This is a genomic window from Paraburkholderia sp. Ac-20340 (genome assembly GCF_017104965.1).
GTDB lineage: Bacteria > Pseudomonadota > Gammaproteobacteria > Burkholderiales > Burkholderiaceae > Paraburkholderia.
In genome coordinates this window covers 1-18509 of the sequence record NZ_JAAGPR010000031.1, presented here as the reverse complement: position 1 = coordinate 18509, position 18509 = coordinate 1, and the positions used below count along the sequence as shown (strand labels likewise).

Genomic DNA, 18509 nt, shown 5'->3' with positions numbered 1-18509 from the left:
ATTACTTCCCGTTCATGCGCGCGGGCGGGTTGGCGCAATCAGCTAACCCGGTTCACGACCAGGTCAGCGAGTTCGGCGAGGCGCTGTGCGCGTGCGCCGAACGGTTCGAGTGCCGCGTGTGCGTCGGCGCGCAACTGCTGCGCGAGGGCACGCGAGGCATCCAGACCGATGATCGACACGTAGGTCGGCTTGCCGTCCTTCGCGTCCTTGCCAGCGGTCTTGCCCAGGGTCGCCGAGTCGGCGGTCACATCGAGAATATCGTCCACCACCTGGAAAGCGAGGCCCACGGCCGCCGAGTACTTGTCCAGCGCGGCGAGCGTGTCTGCGGACGGCGTTTCGCCGGCCACCGCGCCCATGCGGACCGCGGCGCGCAGCAGCGCGCCGGTCTTCAGGCGGTGCATCGTTTCGAGCTGCTCGCGCGTGAGCGAATGGCCCACGCTCGCGAGGTCGATCGCCTGGCCGCCGGCCATGCCGATCGAGCCGCTCGCCAGCGCGAGTTCGCGCACGAGCGCAGCCTGACGCGGCGCGTCCAGCACGTCGGACGTCAGCGCGACGAAGGCCTGCGATTGCAGCGCGTCGCCGACCAGCAGCGCCGTCGGTTCGTCATATTTGACGTGTACCGTCGGTTTGCCACGACGCATATCGTCGTCGTCCATGCAGGGCATGTCGTCATGCACGAGCGAGTAGACGTGGATCATTTCCAGCGCGCAAGCGGCGGCGTCGAGCGCCTCCGGCGTTGCGTTCGTCAGTTCGCCTGCGGCATGGCACAGGAGCGGGCGCACACGCTTGCCGCCACCCATCACCGCATAACGCATGGCGTCATGCAGCGGAGCGGGCTGCACGTCGGCAGCCGGCAAATAGTGATCGAGCGCGCTCTCGACCCGGTCAAGTACGTGCCGGGTCCATTGGTCAAAATTCATAGATCGTCGTCTCCGCCCGTTGCGGATGTCGTATTGAGGGGCACGGGCCGAAGCGTCTCGCCGTCGAGCACGCGCACCTGTTGTTCAACCTTTTCGAGCTGTTGCTGGCAGAACTTCACCAGCACCGCGCCGCGACGATACGCGGCCAGCGATTCCTCGAGGCTCAGACTACCGCCTTCCATGCGCGCCACCAGCGCGTCGAGTTCCGCCAGCGCGACTTCGTAGCTTTCCGGCAAGGGCTCGGCGGAGGCCGGCTGGGATGCCGTTGCGCCTTCCGCTGCGCCGCCTTTCAATGCGGATTTCGCCATCTGGGGTCGCCAAAATGAAACAAGGCGGACATTCTACGGCAAAAGCCCCCAGGCCGCCCCGCTCGCCGGCTTCTGTCCCTTCCCGGCCACATTACGGGGCGTTCAGCAAATCAGTTCCAGAAGGCTGTTTTGACGGCGTTTTGACTTCGCTTTGACTTCATTTGCCGGGCGATTTCTACCTTACGCGCGATGCATTCCTGTCGACTTCTCAACGCTATCCTGGCGCAATTCCGGCAAAAATCAGCCACTTAGCTACCCTTTTAAGGGTAAACCGGATATACTAGCCGGCTCCCTAAATCGAATCTTCGATGGTTGGGTTGTTCACTGCTTTCACGTCTAATCGGGAGTGGGAATGTCCAATCTGAGCAATGCATTGCAGCTGAAGTCCGTTCACAGCCAGCTGCCAGTCACGGCTTACTTTGACGAAGCGCTACTGAAGCGCGAAATCGACACGCTTTTCCAGAAAGGTCCTCGCTACGTCGGGCACGAATTGATGGTGCCTGAAGCGGGGAATTATTTTGCGCTGCCCGGCGAGAAAGAGGGTCGCGTACTCGTTCGCAACAAAAGCAACGAGATCGAGCTGCTTTCCAACGTTTGCCGTCATCGCCAGGCCATCATGCTAAACGGTCGCGGCACGGCAGACAACATTGTATGTCCTCTGCATCGCTGGACGTACGACCTCAAGGGCGAACTGCTCGGCGCGCCGCACTTCGCGGACAAGCCCTGCCTGAACCTGAGCAGCACGCCGCTGCAGAAGTGGAACGGTCTCCTGTTCGAGTCGGCCGGGCGCGATGTCGCGCGCGATCTCGCACGCCTTGGGCCGGCCAAACACCTCGACTTCACGGACTATATGTTCGATCACGTCGAGGTCCACGAGTGCAACTACAACTGGAAGACCTTTATCGAGGTCTATCTGGAGGACTACCACGTCGTCCCGTTCCATCCGGGTCTCGGCCAGTTCGTCTCGTGCGACGACCTGAAGTGGGAGTTCGGCGAGTGGTACAGCGTGCAGACGGTCGGCGTACACAGCCAGCTCGGCAAGCCGGGCAGCCCGACGTACCGCAAGTGGCACGACGAAGTCCTGCGCTTCCGTAACGGCCAGCCGCCCGAGTTCGGCGCGATCTGGATGGTCTATTACCCCGGTCTGATGATCGAGTGGTATCCGCACGTGCTGATCTGTTCGTGGCTGATTCCGAACGGCACGCAAAAGACCACCAATATCGTCGAGTTCTATTACCCCGAGGAAATCGTGCTGTTCGAGCGCGAGTTCGTCGAGGCCGAGCGCGCCGCCTATATGGAAACGGCCGTGGAAGACGACGAGATCGCCGAGCGCATGGACGCCGGCCGTCGCGCCCTGTACGAGCGCGGCGTGTCGGAAGTCGGCCCGTACCAGAGCCCGATGGAAGACGGCATGCAGCACTTCCACGAGTTTCTGCGCCGCGAGCTGGGCGAAATCTGATGGATGCGGCGCCTGCCGCCCGACCAGAGCGTGACAAGGAAAGACGGGCTTCGGCCCGTCTTTTTGTTTAGACTGACGGCATCGGGCCGGCACAGCGCACGCAGCACACGAACGCTCTTCAAGCCGGTCACGCACGATCCAGGCAAAGGAGCCGTCATGCCCCACACGCACTACACCACCCTGATTTCGGCCGCGAACCTGCACGAGCGCATGACCGCCGCGCCGGGCAGCGTGCTGGTTTTCGACTGCCGTTTCGATCTGCTCGATCCCAAGGCGGGCGAAACCGCCTACGCCGCCGGCCATCTGCCGGGCGCGCGCTATCTCCACCTCGATCGCGACCTGTCCGGCCCGAAGACCGGCAAGAACGGCCGCCATCCGCTGCCCGATCGCGCTTCGCTGGTCGCCACGCTCGCCAGCTGGGGCTTGAACGCCGGTCAGCAAGTGGTGGCCTACGACGCGCACGGCGGCTCGTACGCCGCGCGTCTGTGGTGGCTGCTGCGCTGGCTTGGCCACGATTCGGTCGCGGTGCTCGATGGCGGTCTGCAGGCGTGGGAAGCGGCGGGTTATCCGCTCGAAAAGGATGTGCCGACGGCCACGCAAGGTACGTTCAAGGCCGGCGCACCGTTGCAGGTGACCGTCGATGTCGCGGCCGTCGTGCGCAATCTGGGCACGCGCGAACTCACGGTGGTCGATGCGCGCGCGAGCGATCGCTATCGCGGCGAAAACGAAACGATCGACCCGGTCGGCGGCCATATTCCGGGCGCGAAGAATCGCTTCTTCAAGGACAACCTCACCGCCGACGGCCGGTTCAAATCGGCGCATACGCTGCGTGAGGAATTCACGGCGCTGCTGCCGGGCGTCACGCCCGAGCATGTGGTGCTGCAATGTGGCTCGGGTGTGACAGCATGTCACAACGCGCTGGCGATGGAGATCGCCGGTATGCACGGCGCGGCGCTCTACGGCGGTTCGTGGAGCGAGTGGGTCGCGGACCCGTCGCGGCCGGTGGCGACGGGTGCGAATGCCTGATTGGCTGATCGGGACAGCGTCGCCCTCAACCGACGCCGTGCCCCTTGAACCACGCCGTCGCACGCTTCCAGCCATCCTCCGCATCGGCCTTGCGATAGCTCGGCCGGTAATCGGCGAAAAACGCGTGGCCCGCATCGTCATACACGACGAATTGCGAGCCGCGCCCGCCCTGCGGCCCCTGCGCAATCGCCGCTTTCATCTGCTCCAGCGTGTCCTGCGGGATGCTGGTGTCCTGACGCCCGTATAGCCCCAGCACCGGCACCTGCAACGTGCCCGCCAGATCGACCGGATTCTGCGGCGCGTTCGCCGTGTGATCGCCCGTCACGCGCCCGTACCACGCCACCGCGGCCTTCACGCGCGGATTGTGCTCCGCATACAGCCACGTGTAGCGCCCGCCCCAGCAAAAGCCGTTGATGCCCACGCGCTTCGGATCGCCGCCATGCTGGCCCGCCCACTCGAGCGCCGCATCGATATCGCTCATCACCTGGGCATCGGGCACCTTGCTCGCGATGTTTTCGTTGATCTGCTGGATCGTCGGATACACCGAAGCATCGCCTTCGCGCACGAAAAAATCCGGCGCGATGGCCAGATAGCCAAGCTTCGCAAAACGCCGGCACACATCGGCGATATGCTCGTGCACGCCGAAAATCTCGTGAATCACGATGATGACCGGCAGGTGCGTCTTGCCACGCGGCTGCGCACGATACGCCGGCACGAGCGTACCGCCCGACTGGAAGCCGATCTCGCCGGCATCGAGTCCTTCGGAATCCGTATGAATCGTCTGCGCGGAAACGGGCAGCACGGCGGCAGCGAAGCCGCTGCCCAGCGCGGCCTTCAGGAAGGTGCGCCGATCGAACGGCACGTGAGGAACCAGGCTATCGATTTCAGGCTTCAGCATGCAACGCTCCTTGCGATAGAAAACGGCGCGACAGAAAGACCATCCAAAGAAAAAATGCGCCCGCAGGCGCATTGTGAAATCAGTGCAGCTTGACGCGCGGCAGCGTCGTGCGCCGCAGCCAGTGCGCAACGGTGTCGAGCATCATGCGCGCGTAGCCGTGCAGCGCCGCAATATGCAGACGGTACAGCGACATATACATGAAGCGCGCGAACAGCCCTTCGATCAGCATGCTGCCGCCGATCAAACCGCCCATCAGATTGCCGACCGCGCTGAAATGGCCGAGCGACACCAGCGAGCCGAAGTCGCGATAGGTGAACTCGGGCAGCGGCCGTCCATCGAGCAGATGAGTCATCGACTTGAACAGGAACGATGCCTGCTGATGCGCGGCCTGCGCGCGCGGCGGCACATTGCGTTCGGTCCCCGGCCACACGCAGGCGGCGCAGTCGCCGAGCGCGAAGATGTTATCGTCGATTTCGGTTTGCAGCGTCTGGCGCACGACCAGTTGACCGAGCTTGTTGACGGTCAGGCCGTCGAGTTGCGAAAGCACAGCGGGCGCCTTGATGCCTGCCGCCCAGACGGTGAGATCGGCGCGAATCGCCTTGCCGCTCGCCGTACGCACGACGCCCGGCGCGACTTCGGTCACGCGTTCGGCCGTGAGAATACGCACGCCGAGCTTGAGCAACAATTCGGCCGTCGCCGAAGAAACACGCTCGGGCAATGCCGGCAAAATACGCGGGCCCGATTCGATCAGCGCGATGCCCACGTCATGACTCGGATCGAGCTTGTGCAGACCATACGCCGAAAGCACCTGCGCGGTATTGCGCAACTCGGCGGACAACTCCACGCCCGTGGCTCCGGCACCGACGATCGCCACCTGCACGCGCGGCTCTTCCTTGCCTTCGTGGTCGCGCGTGATGACGGGATCGGTTTGATGTTCGGCGCGCATGCACGCGGCGATCAGGCGCTTGCGAAAGCGCTCGGCCTGCTCGACGGTATCGAGCGCAATGGAATTTTCCGCCGCGCCCGGCACGCCGAAAAAGTGTGTCGTACTGCCAATCGCCAATACCAGCGTGTCGTATTCGACCACGCGCACCGGCAACATTTCAGCGCCGTCTTCATCGGCTACTGCGCCGAGCGTAATGCGCTTCGCCGCACGGTCGAGCGATACGAGTTCGCCCTGCTGAAACTCGAAGCCATGCCAGCGCGCCTGCGCCGCATATTCGAGTTCCTGCGTGAACGGGTCCATACTGCCTGCAGCGACTTCATGCAGCAGCGGTTTCCAGATATGAGTCGGATTGCGGTCGACGAGCGTGACCGTCGCGCGCGGCTGCCGGCCACGGCCCGGCTTGCCATAACGGTCGCCCAGCCGGGTAGCCAGTTCCAGACCGCCTGCGCCCCCACCTACAACGATAAAGCGATGCATAGTTTCTCCGTGCATGTCGATGGGCGTTAGAACGTCCGACACTCGCGCGCGCATGAACTGGCGCTGCGGCGTCGGCCTTCGTTTGATTGTCGGCTGACGGAGCGCGCGACGGCAAGATGGCATGCTCACATTAAGGTCATGCGAGCCACCCGCTTGTGCTGTGCCGCGCGCGCGTTTACTACGCGTTCAAAGCATGATTCATGCAGCGATCAATGTGATCATCGATCGCTTTCAATGTATCGATGTGCAAATTAATGCGCTTCTTCCCAGTTCGCGCCCACGCCCACTTCGGCGACGAGCGGCACCTTGAGTTTCGCGACCGAGCACATCAGTTCCGGCAGGCATTTACGCACTTCGGAGAGTTCCGCTTCGGGCACTTCGAGCACCAGTTCATCGTGTACCTGCATGATCATCTTCGTGCCGATCTTGCGTTCGTCGAGCCAATTCTGCACGGCGACCATCGAGAGCTTGATCAGATCGGCGGCCGTGCCCTGCATCGGCGCATTGATGGCTGCGCGTTCCGCCGCCTGACGACGCGGACCATTGCCGCCGTTGATTTCCGGCAGCCACAGACGGCGACCGAACACGGTCTCGACATAGCCGCGCGATTTGGCGTCCATACGCGTCTCGTCCATATAGCGCGCAACGCCCGGATAACGCGCGAAATAGCGGTCGATATAAAGCTTCGCCGCATCGCGCGTAATGCCGAGATTCGACGCGAGACCAAACGCGCTCATGCCATAAATCAGGCCGAAGTTGATGACCTTGGCGATGCGGCGCTGATCGTTGCTCACTTCGAGCGGCGTCACGCCGAACACTTCGGCGGCCGTCGCGCGGTGAATGTCGTCGCCGCGCGCAAAAGCCGTGAGCAGCGATTCGTCGCCCGAGATATGCGCCATGATGCGCAGCTCGATCTGCGAATAATCGGCGGAAACGAGCTTGCAGCCCGGCGATGCGATAAACGCCTCGCGAATGCGCCGGCCTTCGCCCGTGCGCACCGGGATGTTCTGCAGATTCGGATCGTTCGACGCCAGACGCCCGGTGACCGCGACGGCCTGCGCGTAGTTCGTGTGCACGCGGCCGGTCTGCGCATTGACCATACGCGGCAGCTTGTCCGTGTAGGTCGATTTCAGCTTGGCAAGGCCACGATGCTCGAGCAGCAGCTTGGGCAGCGGATAATCCTCGGCGAGCTTTTGCAGCACTTCTTCGTCGGTGGACGGCGCGCCGCTCGGCGTTTTCTTCACGATCGGCAATTGCAGCTTTTCGAAGAAGATCTGGCCGATCTGCTTGGGCGAGCCGAGGTTGAACTCGCCGCCCGCCAACACATAGGCTTCCTGTTCGAGTTCGACGAGACGCACCGCAATCTGCGCGCTCTGCTTTTCCAGACGCTCCGTGTCGATCAGCACGCCGTTGCGCTCCATCTTGCGCAGCACGCGTGCCGTCGGCAGCTCGATGCTGCGATAGACGTAGTCGAGACCCTTTTCCGGCTGGATCTGCGGATAGAGCGCGAGATGCAGTTGCAGCGTGACATCCGCATCTTCGGCCGCGTATTCAGCGGCCGTTTCCAGCGCCACTTCATCGAAACCGATCTGCTGCGCGCCCTTGCCCGCCACTTCCTCGTACTTGATCGTCTTGATGCCGAGATGGCGCAGCGCGAGGCTGTCCATGTCGTGCGTGCGATGCGATTCGAGCACATACGATTCGAGCAGCGTGTCGAATTCGACACCGTTCAACTCGATGCCGTAATTCGCGAGCACCTGCTCGTCGTACTTCATGTGCTGGCCGACTTTCTTGTGCTGCGTGCTTTCGAGCCAGGGCTTCAGGCGCGCGAGCACTTCGTCGAGCGGCAATTGATCGGGTGCATCGGGCCCGCGATGCGCGAGCGGCAGATACGCGGCGCTGCCGGGTTCGGTCGAAAACGACATGCCGACGAGCTTCGCCACCATCGGATCGAGCGCCGTGGTTTCGGTATCGAACGCGGTCAACTCAGCCGCTTCGATCTTCTTGAGCCACGCGTCGAACTGCTCCCACGTCTGGATCGTTTCGTAGTTGCGCGGCGCATCGACGAACAGCGCTGGCTGCACGTTCGCGTCTTTTTCAGCCGCGTTGCCGGCGGTGGCGGCCGGCACGGTTTCGCTTTGCGCACTCGCCTCGTTGATTTCGCGCAGCCAGGTCTTGAAACCGTGACGCGCGAAAATATCGCGCATTTCTTCGCGCGCTTCCGCACGCGTGCCGAGCGAGGCTTCGATCGATTCCAGATGCGGTGCGAGATCGCAGGCCGTTTCCACCGTGACGAGCTTGCGCGCCATCGGCAGGAAGTCGAGCGCGTCGCGCAGATAACCGCCCACCGCGCCCTTGATTTCGTCCGCGTGTTCGACGATGCCGTCGAGCGAACCGTATTGCGTGAGCCACTTCACCGCCGTCTTCGGGCCGCACTTGTTCACGCCCGGCACGTTGTCGACCGTATCGCCGATCAGCGAGAGATAGTCGACGATGCGCTCCGGCGGCACGCCGAACTTCGCGATCACGCCTTCGCGATCGAGCAGTTCGTTGGTCATCGTGTTGATGAGCGTGACGTGGTCGGTCACGAGTTGCGCGAGGTCTTTGTCGCCCGTGGAAACGACCACCTTCATGCCGAGCTTTTCCGCCTGGGCGGCGAGCGTGCCGATCACATCGTCGGCCTCGACGCCTTCGACCATCAGCAGCGGCCAGCCGAGCGCGCGCACCGCGGCGTGGATGGGCTCGATCTGTGCAGCAAGCGGCTCCGGCATGGAAGGCCGGTTGGCCTTATAGTCGGGATACCAGTCATCACGAAACGTCTTGCCCTTGGCATCGAACACGCACGCGCTATACTCTGCCGTAACGTCCTTGCGCATACGACGCAGCATGTTGATGATGCCGTACAGTGCACCTGTGGGTTCGCCGTCGGGACCACGCAGATCAGGCATTGCATGGAAGGCCCGATAGAGATAGCTAGAACCGTCGACCAGCAACAGGGTCTTACCTTCCAGCTGATTGTGTAGCTTCGTTTCCACGCGTAGTTCTTCAGGCATTATGGACAAGAGAAAAGTGATTCCGAGTCTGCGTTCACTCGCAGATCAAGAGCGCGCAACGGCCAAAAAGGCGCGCGCATCGTGGCAGATGTTCACGATTATGGCAGAGTTTATCGAGGCGACCGAATACCTGTCCGAGATCCGGCCAGCGGTCAGCATCTATGGCTCTGCACGCCTGAAACCGGACTCAAAGTACTACCAGCTCGCCTCCACCATCGCGCGAAAAGTCTCGGATGCAGGCTTCGCCGTGATCTCCGGCGGCGGTCCTGGCATCATGGAAGCCGCGAATCAGGGCGCGCACGCGGGCAAGTCGCCGTCCGTGGGCCTGAACATCGAATTGCCGCACGAGCAGTCGGGCAATCAGTGGCAGGACATCTCGCTGCGATTCCGCCATTTCTTCACGCGTAAAGTGACTTTCGTGAAGAACTCGGACGCCGTGATCGTCATGCCGGGCGGCTTCGGCACGCTCGACGAACTGGCCGAAGTGCTCACGCTGATCCAGACGAAGAAGTCGCGTCACGTGCCCATCATTCTCGTGGGCGCGGAGTTCTGGAAGGGCCTGCTCGAATGGTTCCGCACGGCGCTTGTGCCGATGGGTCTGATCAACGCGGAAGACATGGATCTGATGCAGGTGATCGACGATCCCGACCAGGTGCTCGAAGCCGTCCTGAAGTTCTACGAGGACAGCGGCGAAGAGACAGCGGAAGAACATCCCGTCCGCCCGGATTCGGACGAAGACCGCATGTTCTATCTCTGATGCATGAGCGCGCGGGCGCCCCGCCCGCGCGTTTGCATCGGCATGTTCGTATCGGCATGCCTGGCCGGCGCGCGTCACTCGCGCGCCGCGCGTCTTACCTCACGCTTTCAGGCGCAGCATTTGCTCGCGCTCACTTCCGCTCAACCTGCCGTTCCCGCATCTTCCTGCACCGCGCTCGCCTGCTCTTCGAGCCAGCGGCAAAACTGCGCGACAACAGGCACATCCGCCACTTCGCGCCGCGCCACCCACCAATAACCGCGCGCATCGATATGCGGACCATCGAGCGGCGTGACCAGCCGCCCGGAAGCCAGTTCGTCGTCCAGCAGCGGCAACGGTCCGAGCGCCACGCCCAGCCCATCGACGGCCGCCTGCAAGGCCAGATAAAAATGATCGAACGACTGCTTCTTGCGGCACTTTGCCGTGACGCCCGCCGTCGCCAGCCACGTGCGCCACGCATCGGGGCGCGTATCGGAATGCAGCAGGACGTGACGCGCGAGGTCGTTGGCGTTGTGAATCGGCGTACGCTTGAGCAGCGCCGGGCTGCAGACGGGCAGCTCCATTTCGTCGAGGAAGTGACCGCTCGCGCAATCGGGCCAATGCGCGGGGCCGCGCCGCACGGCCACGTCGAAAGCATCAAGCGTTTCCACCGGCGCATTCGAGGTCGCGAGGCGTAGCTCCACATTCGGATTGAGCCGCTGGAACTGCGAGAGCCGCGGCAGCAGCCATTTCATGGCGAAAGTCGGCAAGGCGTTCACACGCAGCACGTGGACGACGCCCGTATCGCGCAACTGTTCCGTCGCGCGCGCGATGTCGTCGAATGCCGCCTGCACGGCGCCCAGATAGCGCCGGCCATCATCGGTCAGCGCAACCCGCTTGCCATGCCGATGAAACACCTGCACGCCCACCCACGCCTCCAGCGCGGCCACCTGACGACTGATTGCACCGTGAGTCACATGGAGTTCCGCCGCTGCGGCGGTGAAACTATTGTGCCGAGCGGCGGCTTCGAACGCGCGCAGCGCCGGAAAAGGAGGGAGAGAACGTGCCATGCTTGTGATTCTAGATCACAAGAGACCGGCCTAAAAATCGTTTTGCGGCGAGACGATTCGGCGCTACGCTCGCAGCTTGCTCCAGAGGTCCCCGCATGAAAAACAATTCCGCCCCAGCCCCGGCCGATATTCCCGCCGATTTCACGTCGCACGAAGCGCTCGTGACGCCCAGCGTCAAGGATCTGTTCCTTGGCTTTCTCGGCCTCGGTTTTACTTCTTTCGGCGGAGCGCTGCCGCTCGCGCGGCGCACGGTCGTCGAGCAACGCCGCTGGCTCACCGGCGCCGAATTCACCGATCTGCTCGGCTTGTGCCAATTCCTGCCTGGCGGCAACGTGATCAACCTTTCGGTTGCACTCGGCATGCGTTTTCAGGGCTGGCGCGGCGCGCTCGCGGGCCTGCTTGGGCTGATTGCGGGGCCGTCGCTGGTCGTGATCGGCCTTGGCGTGCTTTACGAGCGCACGCAGAACGATCCGCATGTGCGTCACCTGTTCGTCGGTCTCGCTGCGGCGGCGGCCGGACTGCTGATTTCGATGGCCGTGAAGATCCTGCTGCCGCTACGGCGCGATCCCGCCGCGGCCGTGATCGCCGCGCTCGGCTTTATCGCCATTGCCCTGCTGCGCACGCCGCTGCTGCCGACCATGCTCGTGCTCACGCCGATCGGCGTGGCCGTTGCGGCGCGTGCGGCCCGTCGTGCGGGAGGTGTGCGATGAACGACACGCTGATCGCACTCGCGACGATTTTCAGCCAGCTTTCGCTGCTCGCGTTCGGCGGCGGCAACACCATCCTGCCGGAGATGCAGCGCCAGGTCGTAGAGGTCCATCACTGGATGCCCGCCAGCGAATTCAGCGCGCTTTTCGCGCTGGCTCAGGCAGCGCCGGGACCGAACATGATGATCGTGACGCTGGTGGGCTGGCACGTGGCCGGATGGGCAGGCATGCTCGTCACGTCGATTGCGAAGTTCGGGCCGTCGTCGCTCGTGACGATCGCGGCGCTGCACGCGTGGGATCGCTTCAAGGACCGGCCGTGGCGCAGCATCGCGCAACGGGGGCTCGTGCCAGTGACCGCTGGACTTGTGGCGGCGAGCGCGGTGCTGATCGCGAAGGCTTCTGATCCTTCGTGGATCGCGTGGGGCATCACGGGCGTTTGCGCGGTGCTGGCGTTCCGCACGAAGATTCATCCGCTCTGGCTGCTGGCGGCAGGGAGTTTGATTGGGTTGACGGGGTTCGGGCAGTAGCGGCACGCGTTCAGGCAATACGCTGAACGGCTATTCGAATCCGATTTGCACATGCATTTCGAGGAAATTTACGCAAGCGCAGAGGCATTCGATCCGGGCGGCCCAATTCGCTCACTACATGTATCTCCAGTGTCACGCCCGTCTTAGACTCGAACGACCTGGCGCCGGTCAAGGCGCGCATACGCGACGAGTCGACAAATTGAGCGAGACGCCACTCGAAACTGCAATCGATCACCAGACCTTGCCAGCCCCCGCATGGACACAGGGATGGAACTGGCTCGTCATTGCCATCGTGGCCATTGCGCCACTCGTGCTCATACTTGTCGAGTACAAACTCCGCGACGAACTCTGTGCGCTGCATCTTGTGGAAAGTTGCCATCCGCTCGACTTCTTCGCACCGACCATGATGGCAGCCGCGCTCACAATGGCGCTTCCGTGCCTGAGTATGCCGGGCTCACTACCTGTACTGAAAGTGCTGCCGGATCCGCCATCGATTTTCAAGCGCGCCGCGCGCCGCCAATGGCTACGCGCAAATCGCTTAGCAATCCATCACAATCGTCGGAAACGTTACCTGTGGTATGCGAGCGCGACCGTCGCGATCTTTGCGTTTTTCTTGTCCTGCGGCATCTTTACGATCTGGCTGTTGCGTCTACACCCGGAAGGCAGTGCTAGCATCGGCGTGACGTGGGGGAAGCCACAAGAGGAAAGCTGCATTGCCTACGCCCTCGCGACCACGCTCACGCTTGCGCAAACCTCACTCGAACGGTACCAAAAATGACGGACTGGCCTCCTTCCGTGCTATTCGGCATCCCTGTCGCCGGCATTATCGTCGGCCACATTCTGTCTTATTTCATCTACCGCCTGAGGCGCGCAATCGCGCTCGACGATGCACGCGACGCAATGGAAGCGAAAGCGCGCAAAAAAACCGGCGTTGTGTACGCTCAACCCACCGCTGTTCCGGTCGATGCCTTCACGCGCATTGCCACAACGGTGAACGCACCGAATCTATCGATCCGGCTCGACGGCGGGCAGTATGCATGCTCGCCATACACGTCTGCCTATGCGGCCATGCACGCCTCGGCGAGCTAGGAACAACGCTGCGCTACATCGCGTAGCGCAGCGCGTCACATCGCCGTTGCCCTTACTGGAACGCCACCTCAGCGAAACTCCGCAATTTCCGGCTATGCAACTTGTGCAAGCCGTTAGTGCGCAGAATCTCCATCGCCTTCACGCCGATCTGCAAGTGCTGATCCACCTGCGCGCGATAGAACGAATCGGCCATGCCCGGCAGCTTCAGTTCGCCGTGCAGCGGCTTATCGGAAACGCACAGCAAGGTGCCGTACGGCACGCGGAAACGGAAGCCGTTCGCGGCGATCGTCGCGCTTTCCATATCGAGCGCAATCGCGCGGCTCTGCGACAAGCGTTGCACCGGCTCGCGATGATCGCGCAGTTCCCAGTTGCGGTTGTCCACGCTCGCCACCGTGCCCGTGCGCATCACGCGCTTGAGCTCCACGCCCTCGAGACGCGTCACGTCCGCCACTGCGCGCTCGAGCGCAAGCTGCACTTCCGCCAGCGCCGGAATCGGCACCCACAGCGGCAGATCGGCGTCCAGCACGTGATCTTCGCGCACATAGCCGTGCGCGAGCACATAGTCGCCCAGACGCTGCGTATTGCGCAGCCCCGCGCAGTGACCCAGCATGATCCACGCATGCGGACGCAGCACGGCGATGTGATCGGTGATCGTCTTCGCGTTCGACGGCCCCACGCCGATATTGACCATCGTGATGCCGCTGCCGTCCGCGCGCTTGAGGTGATACGCGGGCATCTGCGGCAGACGCGCGGGCGGCGAGCCCTCGTCGTCCTGTTCGCCGAGATTCGCGTTATACGTCACCACATCGCCCGGCTCCACGAACGACGTGTACTCGCTGCGATAGTTGCGCAGATCGGCATCGTCGGTGCGCGCCATCATGGCGCGGCCAAGCTTCACGAATTCGTCGATATAGAACTGGTAGTTCGTGTACAGCACGTAATTCTGCACGTGCGTGGGCGAAGTCGCCGTGTAGTGCTTGAGCCGATGCAGCGAAAAGTCCACGCGCGGCGCCGTGAACAGCGCCAGCGGAAACGGCTCGCCGGGCGCCGGCTCGAACGTGCCGTTGACGATGCGGTCGTCGAGTTCGGCGAGATCGGGCACGTCGAACACGTCGCGCATCGCGAAGAGGCGTTCGCGATCGAGGTCGCCTTCGAGGTGAATGCCTTCGGCAAACGCGAAATGCACCGGAACCGGCTGCTCCGACACACCCACTTCGATCTGCACGTGATGGTTCTTCGCGAGCAGGCGCAGTTGCTCGCGATAGTAATTGCCGAACAGATCAGGACGCGTGATGGTGGTTTCGAACACGCCCGGACCCGCCACGAACCCATACGAGCGCCGCGAGTCGATATGCGTGTTGACATCGGTACGGATGCGCACGAACGGATAGCAGGCGCGCACGCGGCGCTCGAACGATTCGCCGCGGCGATAACGCGCGAAAGCATCGCGCAGGAACGAGGTGTTGGCTTCGTAGATCGCGGAGAGCCGCGCGACGGCATCGGCGGCATCTTCGAATGCTTCGAGCGGGAAGTCGTGCGGGGGCGTCATGAAGGTTCGCCGGTTGGTGTCGTTGTTCATTGTCGTTCACCTCTGTTCGTTTGAACGACATTAGCACGGAAGCAGGACAATCTGACAACGCCCTTCGTGCAGCGCGGAAATCCGCGCCTCAGGTCGAGCGCCCGCGATGCCCCGCGTGGCGGGCGCGCCAGCCGGTGCTGCAACAGCAGGCGCAGACGGGAGACACGGCGCGGATTTGCTAGAATTAGAAGATCCCATCGGAGAATCACCATGAAGTCGCATCTTCTTGCTGCCGTCGCCGCGACGCTCGCATTCAGCGGGCTCGCCATGGCCGCGCCGGCCGACGACGCCAAAACGGCCGTCGAGGCCCAGTCCGCGCAGTCCGAAAACGAGCGGGCCGGTCTGCCCGATCTCGCGGCGATCAACCGTCCTGCTGCGCGCGTCAGCTCGAAGGTCGACATCAACGACGTGCCGCGCACGCCGAGCTTTCACGAAGTCAGCCCGACCGGCACGGAAATCACCGAATACCGCGACAAGGGCAAGCCCGTCGAAATTAACGTTCATTCGAATTTCGGCACGCGCTACACGATGAGCGCGAACCCCGACACGTCGCCGCAAGTCCGTCCGAACGGCCAGGCCAGCACGCGTCTGCCGTCGATCAACCTGCATTACTGATACGTCGCCCTCGTGCGCGGGCGGCGTGCGCTGTCCGCGCCGCCTCCCGCCCGGGCATCCGCAAGCCCGCTCCCGGACTCGTGCACGAGCCGGGCTCCATTACGAAAACCACACGACCTCCCGCATGGCCGTCTTCACCGCTGTCACCGAAACCCAGCTCGCCCAATGGATGCGCGACTACGATCTTGGCGATGTCGTCGATTTTCGCGGCATCCAGTCCGGCATTGAAAACAGCAACTTCTTCCTGACGACGACGCGCGGCGAATACGTCCTGACGATCTTCGAGAAGCTGACGGCGCAGCAGTTGCCGTTCTATCTGGACCTGATGCGCCACCTCGCGGCGCATCGCGTACCGGTGCCCGATCCGATGCCGCGCGCCGACGGTTCGCTGTTCGGCATGCTGCACGGCAAGCCCGCCGCCATCGTCACGAAGCTCGACGGCGCGCCCGAACTCGCGCCGCAGGTCGAGCATTGCGCCGAAGTCGGCCAGATGCTTGCGCGCATGCACCTGGCCGGCCGCGATTACGCGGGCGACCAGCCGAATCTGCGCAGCCTGCCGTGGTGGGAAGAGACCGTGCCGACGGTGCTGCCTTTCCTCGACGCGGCGCAAAGCGATCTGCTCACGAGCGAACTCGCCCATCAACAGGCCTTCTTCGCCAGCGACGATTACGCCTCGCTGCCCGGCGGCCCGTGCCACTGCGATCTGTTCCGCGACAACGCGCTGTTCGCACACGCCCAGCCCGAAACCGGCCATACGGTGCGCCTGGGCGGCTTCTTCGACTTCTATTTCGCCGGCTGCGATAAATGGGTGTTCGATGTGGCGGTGACGGTCAACGACTGGTGCGTCGATCTCGCGACCGGCAAGCTCGACGGCGCGCGCGCCGAAGCGCTGCTGCGCGCGTACCAGACGGTGCGCCCGTTCACGCCCGCGGAAATCGCCCACTGGACCGACATGCTGCGCGCCGGTGCGTACCGCTTCTGGGTCTCGCGCCTGTATGATTTTTATCTGCCGCGCTCGGCGGAACTGCTCAAGCCGCACGACCCCGGCCATTTCGAGCGCATCCTGCGCGAGCGCCGCGCTGTCACGCCTGGCGACATCCAGGCACTTTCTGGCCTGCCCCGCTCATGCAACTGATCGAAGTCCCCGCGAAGCAGGGTTATGTCTGGTTCCGCCAGGGTATCTGGCTGTTCCGTCGCAATCCGCTCGCGTTTCTCACGCTGTTTTTCGCGTATCTGCTCGCCATGACGCTGATTTCGGCGGTGCCGCTGATCGGCGGCGTGCTGCCGCTCATCTTCGTGCCGGGCGTGGCGGTGGGTTTCATGGCCGCGTGCCGCGACACGATCGCGGGCAAGCCGGTGTTTCCGACGATCCTCGTGGACGGTTTCCGTTCGTATGGACCGAACGTCACGAAGCATCTGTTCGCGTTGGGCGGGATTTATGTGGTGGCGATGACACTGGTGCTCGCGGCATCCGCGCTGGTCGACGGCGGCGAGCTGCTGCGTCTGATGACGCTGGGTGGGACGCTGGACACCGAGGCGATCGAAAACAGTAACGTGCCGCTCGCCGTGCTGGCTTCGCTGGCGGTCTACCTGCCGGTATCGATGCTGTTCTGGTTTGCGCCGGTGCTGACGGCCTGGCATGACGTGCCGCCCATCAAGGCGATGTTCTTCAGCATCGTGAGCTGCTGGCGCAACAAGGGCGCGTTCGTGGTGTACGGCGCGCTGTGGTTTGCGCTGTCGACGGGCGTGGCGATCGGGCTGTCGAATCTGCTGCGCGCGCTTGGCGCGGGCGAGTATGCGCTCGCGATCGTGATGCCGGCGCTGATCCTCGTCACGACGATGATCTACTGCTCGTTCTATGCGACCTATCGCGGCTGCTACGGCGTGCAGGAAAAACCGGCCGAGGATCTGCCCGATTCCGGGCGTTGAGCCCGGGTTTGCAGCATCGCGCTGCAAATCACACCTCTGCGGGGCGCCAGCGTGCGCCCCGTTTTTATTGCTACGGCTTAGCCGTAGTGGTTCATCCACGAGGGATGACGGCCGGTCTTCTCGCGGTCGAGCTTGCGCATGCGGAATTCCAGGTCATAGATATCAGCCGATTCAGCCAGGTAGGCGTCTTCGCGCTCTTTGCGAGCGGTTTCGGTCGATTTCGTGAGGAACAGGAAAAGGCGGCTAAGCAGGTACATGGTCTGGCTCCGTAATTTCGGGCACATGCCCTCGGAAGGAATAGAGCCATTATAGGGAAAACCCTGATTAGGGTAAACCCTTGAATTGATACGGATTGTCGCAGTGCCGTGAAAATCGGCGCAAACCCGCGCCACAGCGGGCGCGCAGCTTAGCGCGCGCCGTGCGCGAGTTCGTCGTCGAAGGCGTCGTCCACATGGCTGCGGCGTTGCGCTTCGAAAAAGTCCCAGATCATTGCGCTGGCGTCGGGGCCTGCGGACGAGTGAAACGGCACGGCATCGTCGCCGCCGCTCCAGGCGTGCTCGAGCGCGTCCACCTCGCACAGCCGCACGATGCTGGCGCCATCGCGCAGGTAATCGCGGATCGTGAAACCGTCGCCGTCGTGCTCGTGCGAAACGACGCCCTGGCGCACGCCCTCACCATCGGCGAGATCGTTGAGGTGGAGGAACTGCGTGGTCAACTGCCCGGCGTTCACGGGCGCGACGACGGCATCGCCGCCGCCCTGCACGATCAGCGCCGGCATGCCGGGATGCTTGCGCCCCGCCAGTTCGCGCTCGACCAGCGAGACCGGATCATGATGCAGACCGCGTCGCATGACGTCGAGCGCGGCCACGCCCGAGCGCGCCTCGCCGAAAGCCGGCCCCGAATGGAGCGCAACGGCCGCGAAGCGGCCCGGCGCGCGCATCGCCAGCAGCGAGGCGAGCCCCGCGCCAGCCGACAAACCAGCCAGATAAACACGCGAGCGGTCGAAACCATGCTCGTGCGCGAGCGTATCGACAAGCGAAACGATCGCCGCCGCCCACGCCCTGCAAGGCGCGCGCCGCCGCCAGAAAACGCATATCGGTCGCCAGACCGCACAGCACGGACGCCACCGTGAACACGATCACGGCCGCCAGCACGAAACGCTTGCGGCCAAAA

At 63.4% G+C, this 18509-nt stretch carries 18 protein-coding genes and 1 pseudogene; 10 read left to right on the top strand and 9 right to left on the bottom strand.

Annotated features, from left to right (window positions below; genetic code table 11):
- Positions 1-38 precede the first annotated feature (38 nt).
- The gene (locus G3N59_RS29000) at positions 39-920 is read right to left on the bottom strand and encodes a farnesyl diphosphate synthase (protein WP_205986268.1); all 882 of its coding nucleotides are present in this window, start codon (positions 918-920) and stop codon (positions 39-41) included.
- Complete coding sequence (locus G3N59_RS28995) at positions 917-1228, bottom strand: exodeoxyribonuclease VII small subunit (RefSeq protein WP_205986267.1); 312 nt, start codon at positions 1226-1228, stop codon at positions 917-919. The genes G3N59_RS29000 and G3N59_RS28995 overlap by 4 nt, the downstream gene beginning before the upstream one ends.
- A 352-nt stretch (positions 1229-1580) precedes the next feature.
- Between G3N59_RS28995 and G3N59_RS28990 the strand changes: the two genes are divergently transcribed.
- Both G3N59_RS28990 and G3N59_RS28985 read left to right on the top strand, forming a co-directional pair.
- Positions 1581-2687, top strand: a complete 1107-nt coding sequence (locus tag G3N59_RS28990; protein ID WP_205986266.1) for an aromatic ring-hydroxylating dioxygenase subunit alpha — start codon at positions 1581-1583, stop codon at positions 2685-2687.
- A gap of 156 nt (positions 2688-2843) precedes the next feature.
- The gene (locus tag G3N59_RS28985) at positions 2844-3713 is read left to right on the top strand and encodes a sulfurtransferase (protein ID WP_205986265.1); all 870 of its coding nucleotides are present in this window, start codon (positions 2844-2846) and stop codon (positions 3711-3713) included.
- Positions 3714-3738: 25 nt separating this feature from the next.
- Here G3N59_RS28985 and G3N59_RS28980 read toward each other — a convergent pair whose 3' ends face one another.
- The 3 genes from G3N59_RS28980 to polA all read right to left on the bottom strand — a co-directional run bounded on the left by G3N59_RS28980 (position 3739) and on the right by polA (position 9087).
- A complete protein-coding gene (locus G3N59_RS28980; RefSeq protein WP_205986264.1) occupies positions 3739-4611 on the bottom strand; it encodes a dienelactone hydrolase family protein in 873 nt (290 codons plus the stop codon).
- Positions 4612-4690: 79 nt separating this feature from the next.
- Positions 4691-6034, bottom strand: coding sequence for an NAD(P)/FAD-dependent oxidoreductase (locus G3N59_RS28975; protein ID WP_205986263.1), 1344 nt, complete (start codon positions 6032-6034; stop codon positions 4691-4693).
- Between the two features lie 251 nt (positions 6035-6285).
- Entirely contained in the window at positions 6286-9087 is a 2802-nt protein-coding gene (gene polA, locus G3N59_RS28970) for a DNA polymerase I (protein ID WP_205986338.1), read from the bottom strand.
- A gap of 1 nt (position 9088) precedes the next feature.
- On the opposite strand from polA, the gene G3N59_RS28965 reads away from it, so the two are divergent.
- Positions 9089-9844, top strand: a complete 756-nt coding sequence (locus tag G3N59_RS28965; protein WP_205986262.1) for a TIGR00730 family Rossman fold protein — start codon at positions 9089-9091, stop codon at positions 9842-9844.
- A gap of 140 nt (positions 9845-9984) precedes the next feature.
- Here the strand turns inward: G3N59_RS28965 and G3N59_RS28960 are convergent, their stop codons facing one another.
- Entirely contained in the window at positions 9985-10890 is a 906-nt protein-coding gene (locus G3N59_RS28960; RefSeq protein WP_205986261.1) for a transcriptional regulator GcvA, read from the bottom strand.
- 95 nt (positions 10891-10985) lie between these two features.
- Here G3N59_RS28960 and G3N59_RS28955 point away from each other — a divergent pair, with 95 nt between their 5' ends.
- From G3N59_RS28955 to G3N59_RS28940, 4 genes are all read left to right on the top strand, one after another.
- Positions 10986-11600, top strand: coding sequence for a chromate transporter (locus tag G3N59_RS28955; RefSeq protein WP_205986260.1), 615 nt, complete (start codon positions 10986-10988; stop codon positions 11598-11600).
- On the top strand, positions 11597-12124 hold the full coding sequence (locus G3N59_RS28950; protein ID WP_205986259.1) for a chromate transporter: 528 nt from the start codon (positions 11597-11599) through the stop codon (positions 12122-12124). Before G3N59_RS28955 ends, G3N59_RS28950 begins: the two co-directional genes overlap by 4 nt.
- A 199-nt stretch (positions 12125-12323) precedes the next feature.
- Entirely contained in the window at positions 12324-12902 is a 579-nt protein-coding gene (locus tag G3N59_RS28945) for a hypothetical protein (RefSeq protein ID WP_205986258.1), read from the top strand.
- Positions 12899-13213 carry a hypothetical protein gene (locus G3N59_RS28940; protein ID WP_205986257.1) on the top strand — a complete coding sequence of 105 codons (315 nt, stop codon included), beginning with the start codon at positions 12899-12901 and terminating at the stop codon, positions 13211-13213. Before G3N59_RS28945 ends, G3N59_RS28940 begins: the two co-directional genes overlap by 4 nt.
- 52 nt (positions 13214-13265) lie before the next feature.
- Here G3N59_RS28940 and G3N59_RS28935 read toward each other — a convergent pair whose 3' ends face one another.
- Positions 13266-14792: an AMP nucleosidase gene (locus G3N59_RS28935; RefSeq protein WP_205986256.1), complete on the bottom strand. Its 1527-nt coding sequence runs from the start codon at positions 14790-14792 to the stop codon at positions 13266-13268.
- A 210-nt stretch (positions 14793-15002) separates the two neighbouring features.
- On the opposite strand from G3N59_RS28935, the gene G3N59_RS28930 reads away from it, so the two are divergent.
- The 3 genes from G3N59_RS28930 to G3N59_RS28920 all read left to right on the top strand — a co-directional run bounded on the left by G3N59_RS28930 (position 15003) and on the right by G3N59_RS28920 (position 17336).
- Positions 15003-15407, top strand: a complete 405-nt coding sequence (locus G3N59_RS28930; RefSeq protein WP_205986255.1) for a hypothetical protein — start codon at positions 15003-15005, stop codon at positions 15405-15407.
- Positions 15408-15531: 124 nt separating this feature from the next.
- A complete protein-coding gene (locus G3N59_RS28925; RefSeq protein WP_205986254.1) occupies positions 15532-16542 on the top strand; it encodes a homoserine kinase in 1011 nt (336 codons plus the stop codon).
- Positions 16533-17336, top strand: a complete 804-nt coding sequence (locus tag G3N59_RS28920) for a BPSS1780 family membrane protein (RefSeq protein ID WP_205986253.1) — start codon at positions 16533-16535, stop codon at positions 17334-17336. The genes G3N59_RS28925 and G3N59_RS28920 overlap by 10 nt, the downstream gene beginning before the upstream one ends.
- 77 nt (positions 17337-17413) lie before the next feature.
- Here the strand turns inward: G3N59_RS28920 and G3N59_RS28915 are convergent, their stop codons facing one another.
- Both G3N59_RS28915 and G3N59_RS28910 read right to left on the bottom strand, forming a co-directional pair.
- Complete coding sequence (locus tag G3N59_RS28915; RefSeq protein ID WP_205986252.1) at positions 17414-17593, bottom strand: DUF3563 family protein; 180 nt, start codon at positions 17591-17593, stop codon at positions 17414-17416.
- 149 nt (positions 17594-17742) lie between these two features.
- Positions 17743-18390 (bottom strand): annotated as a pseudogene (locus tag G3N59_RS28910) (PHB depolymerase family esterase); the annotation flags it as partial.
- Between the last annotated feature and the right edge of the window lie 119 nt (positions 18391-18509).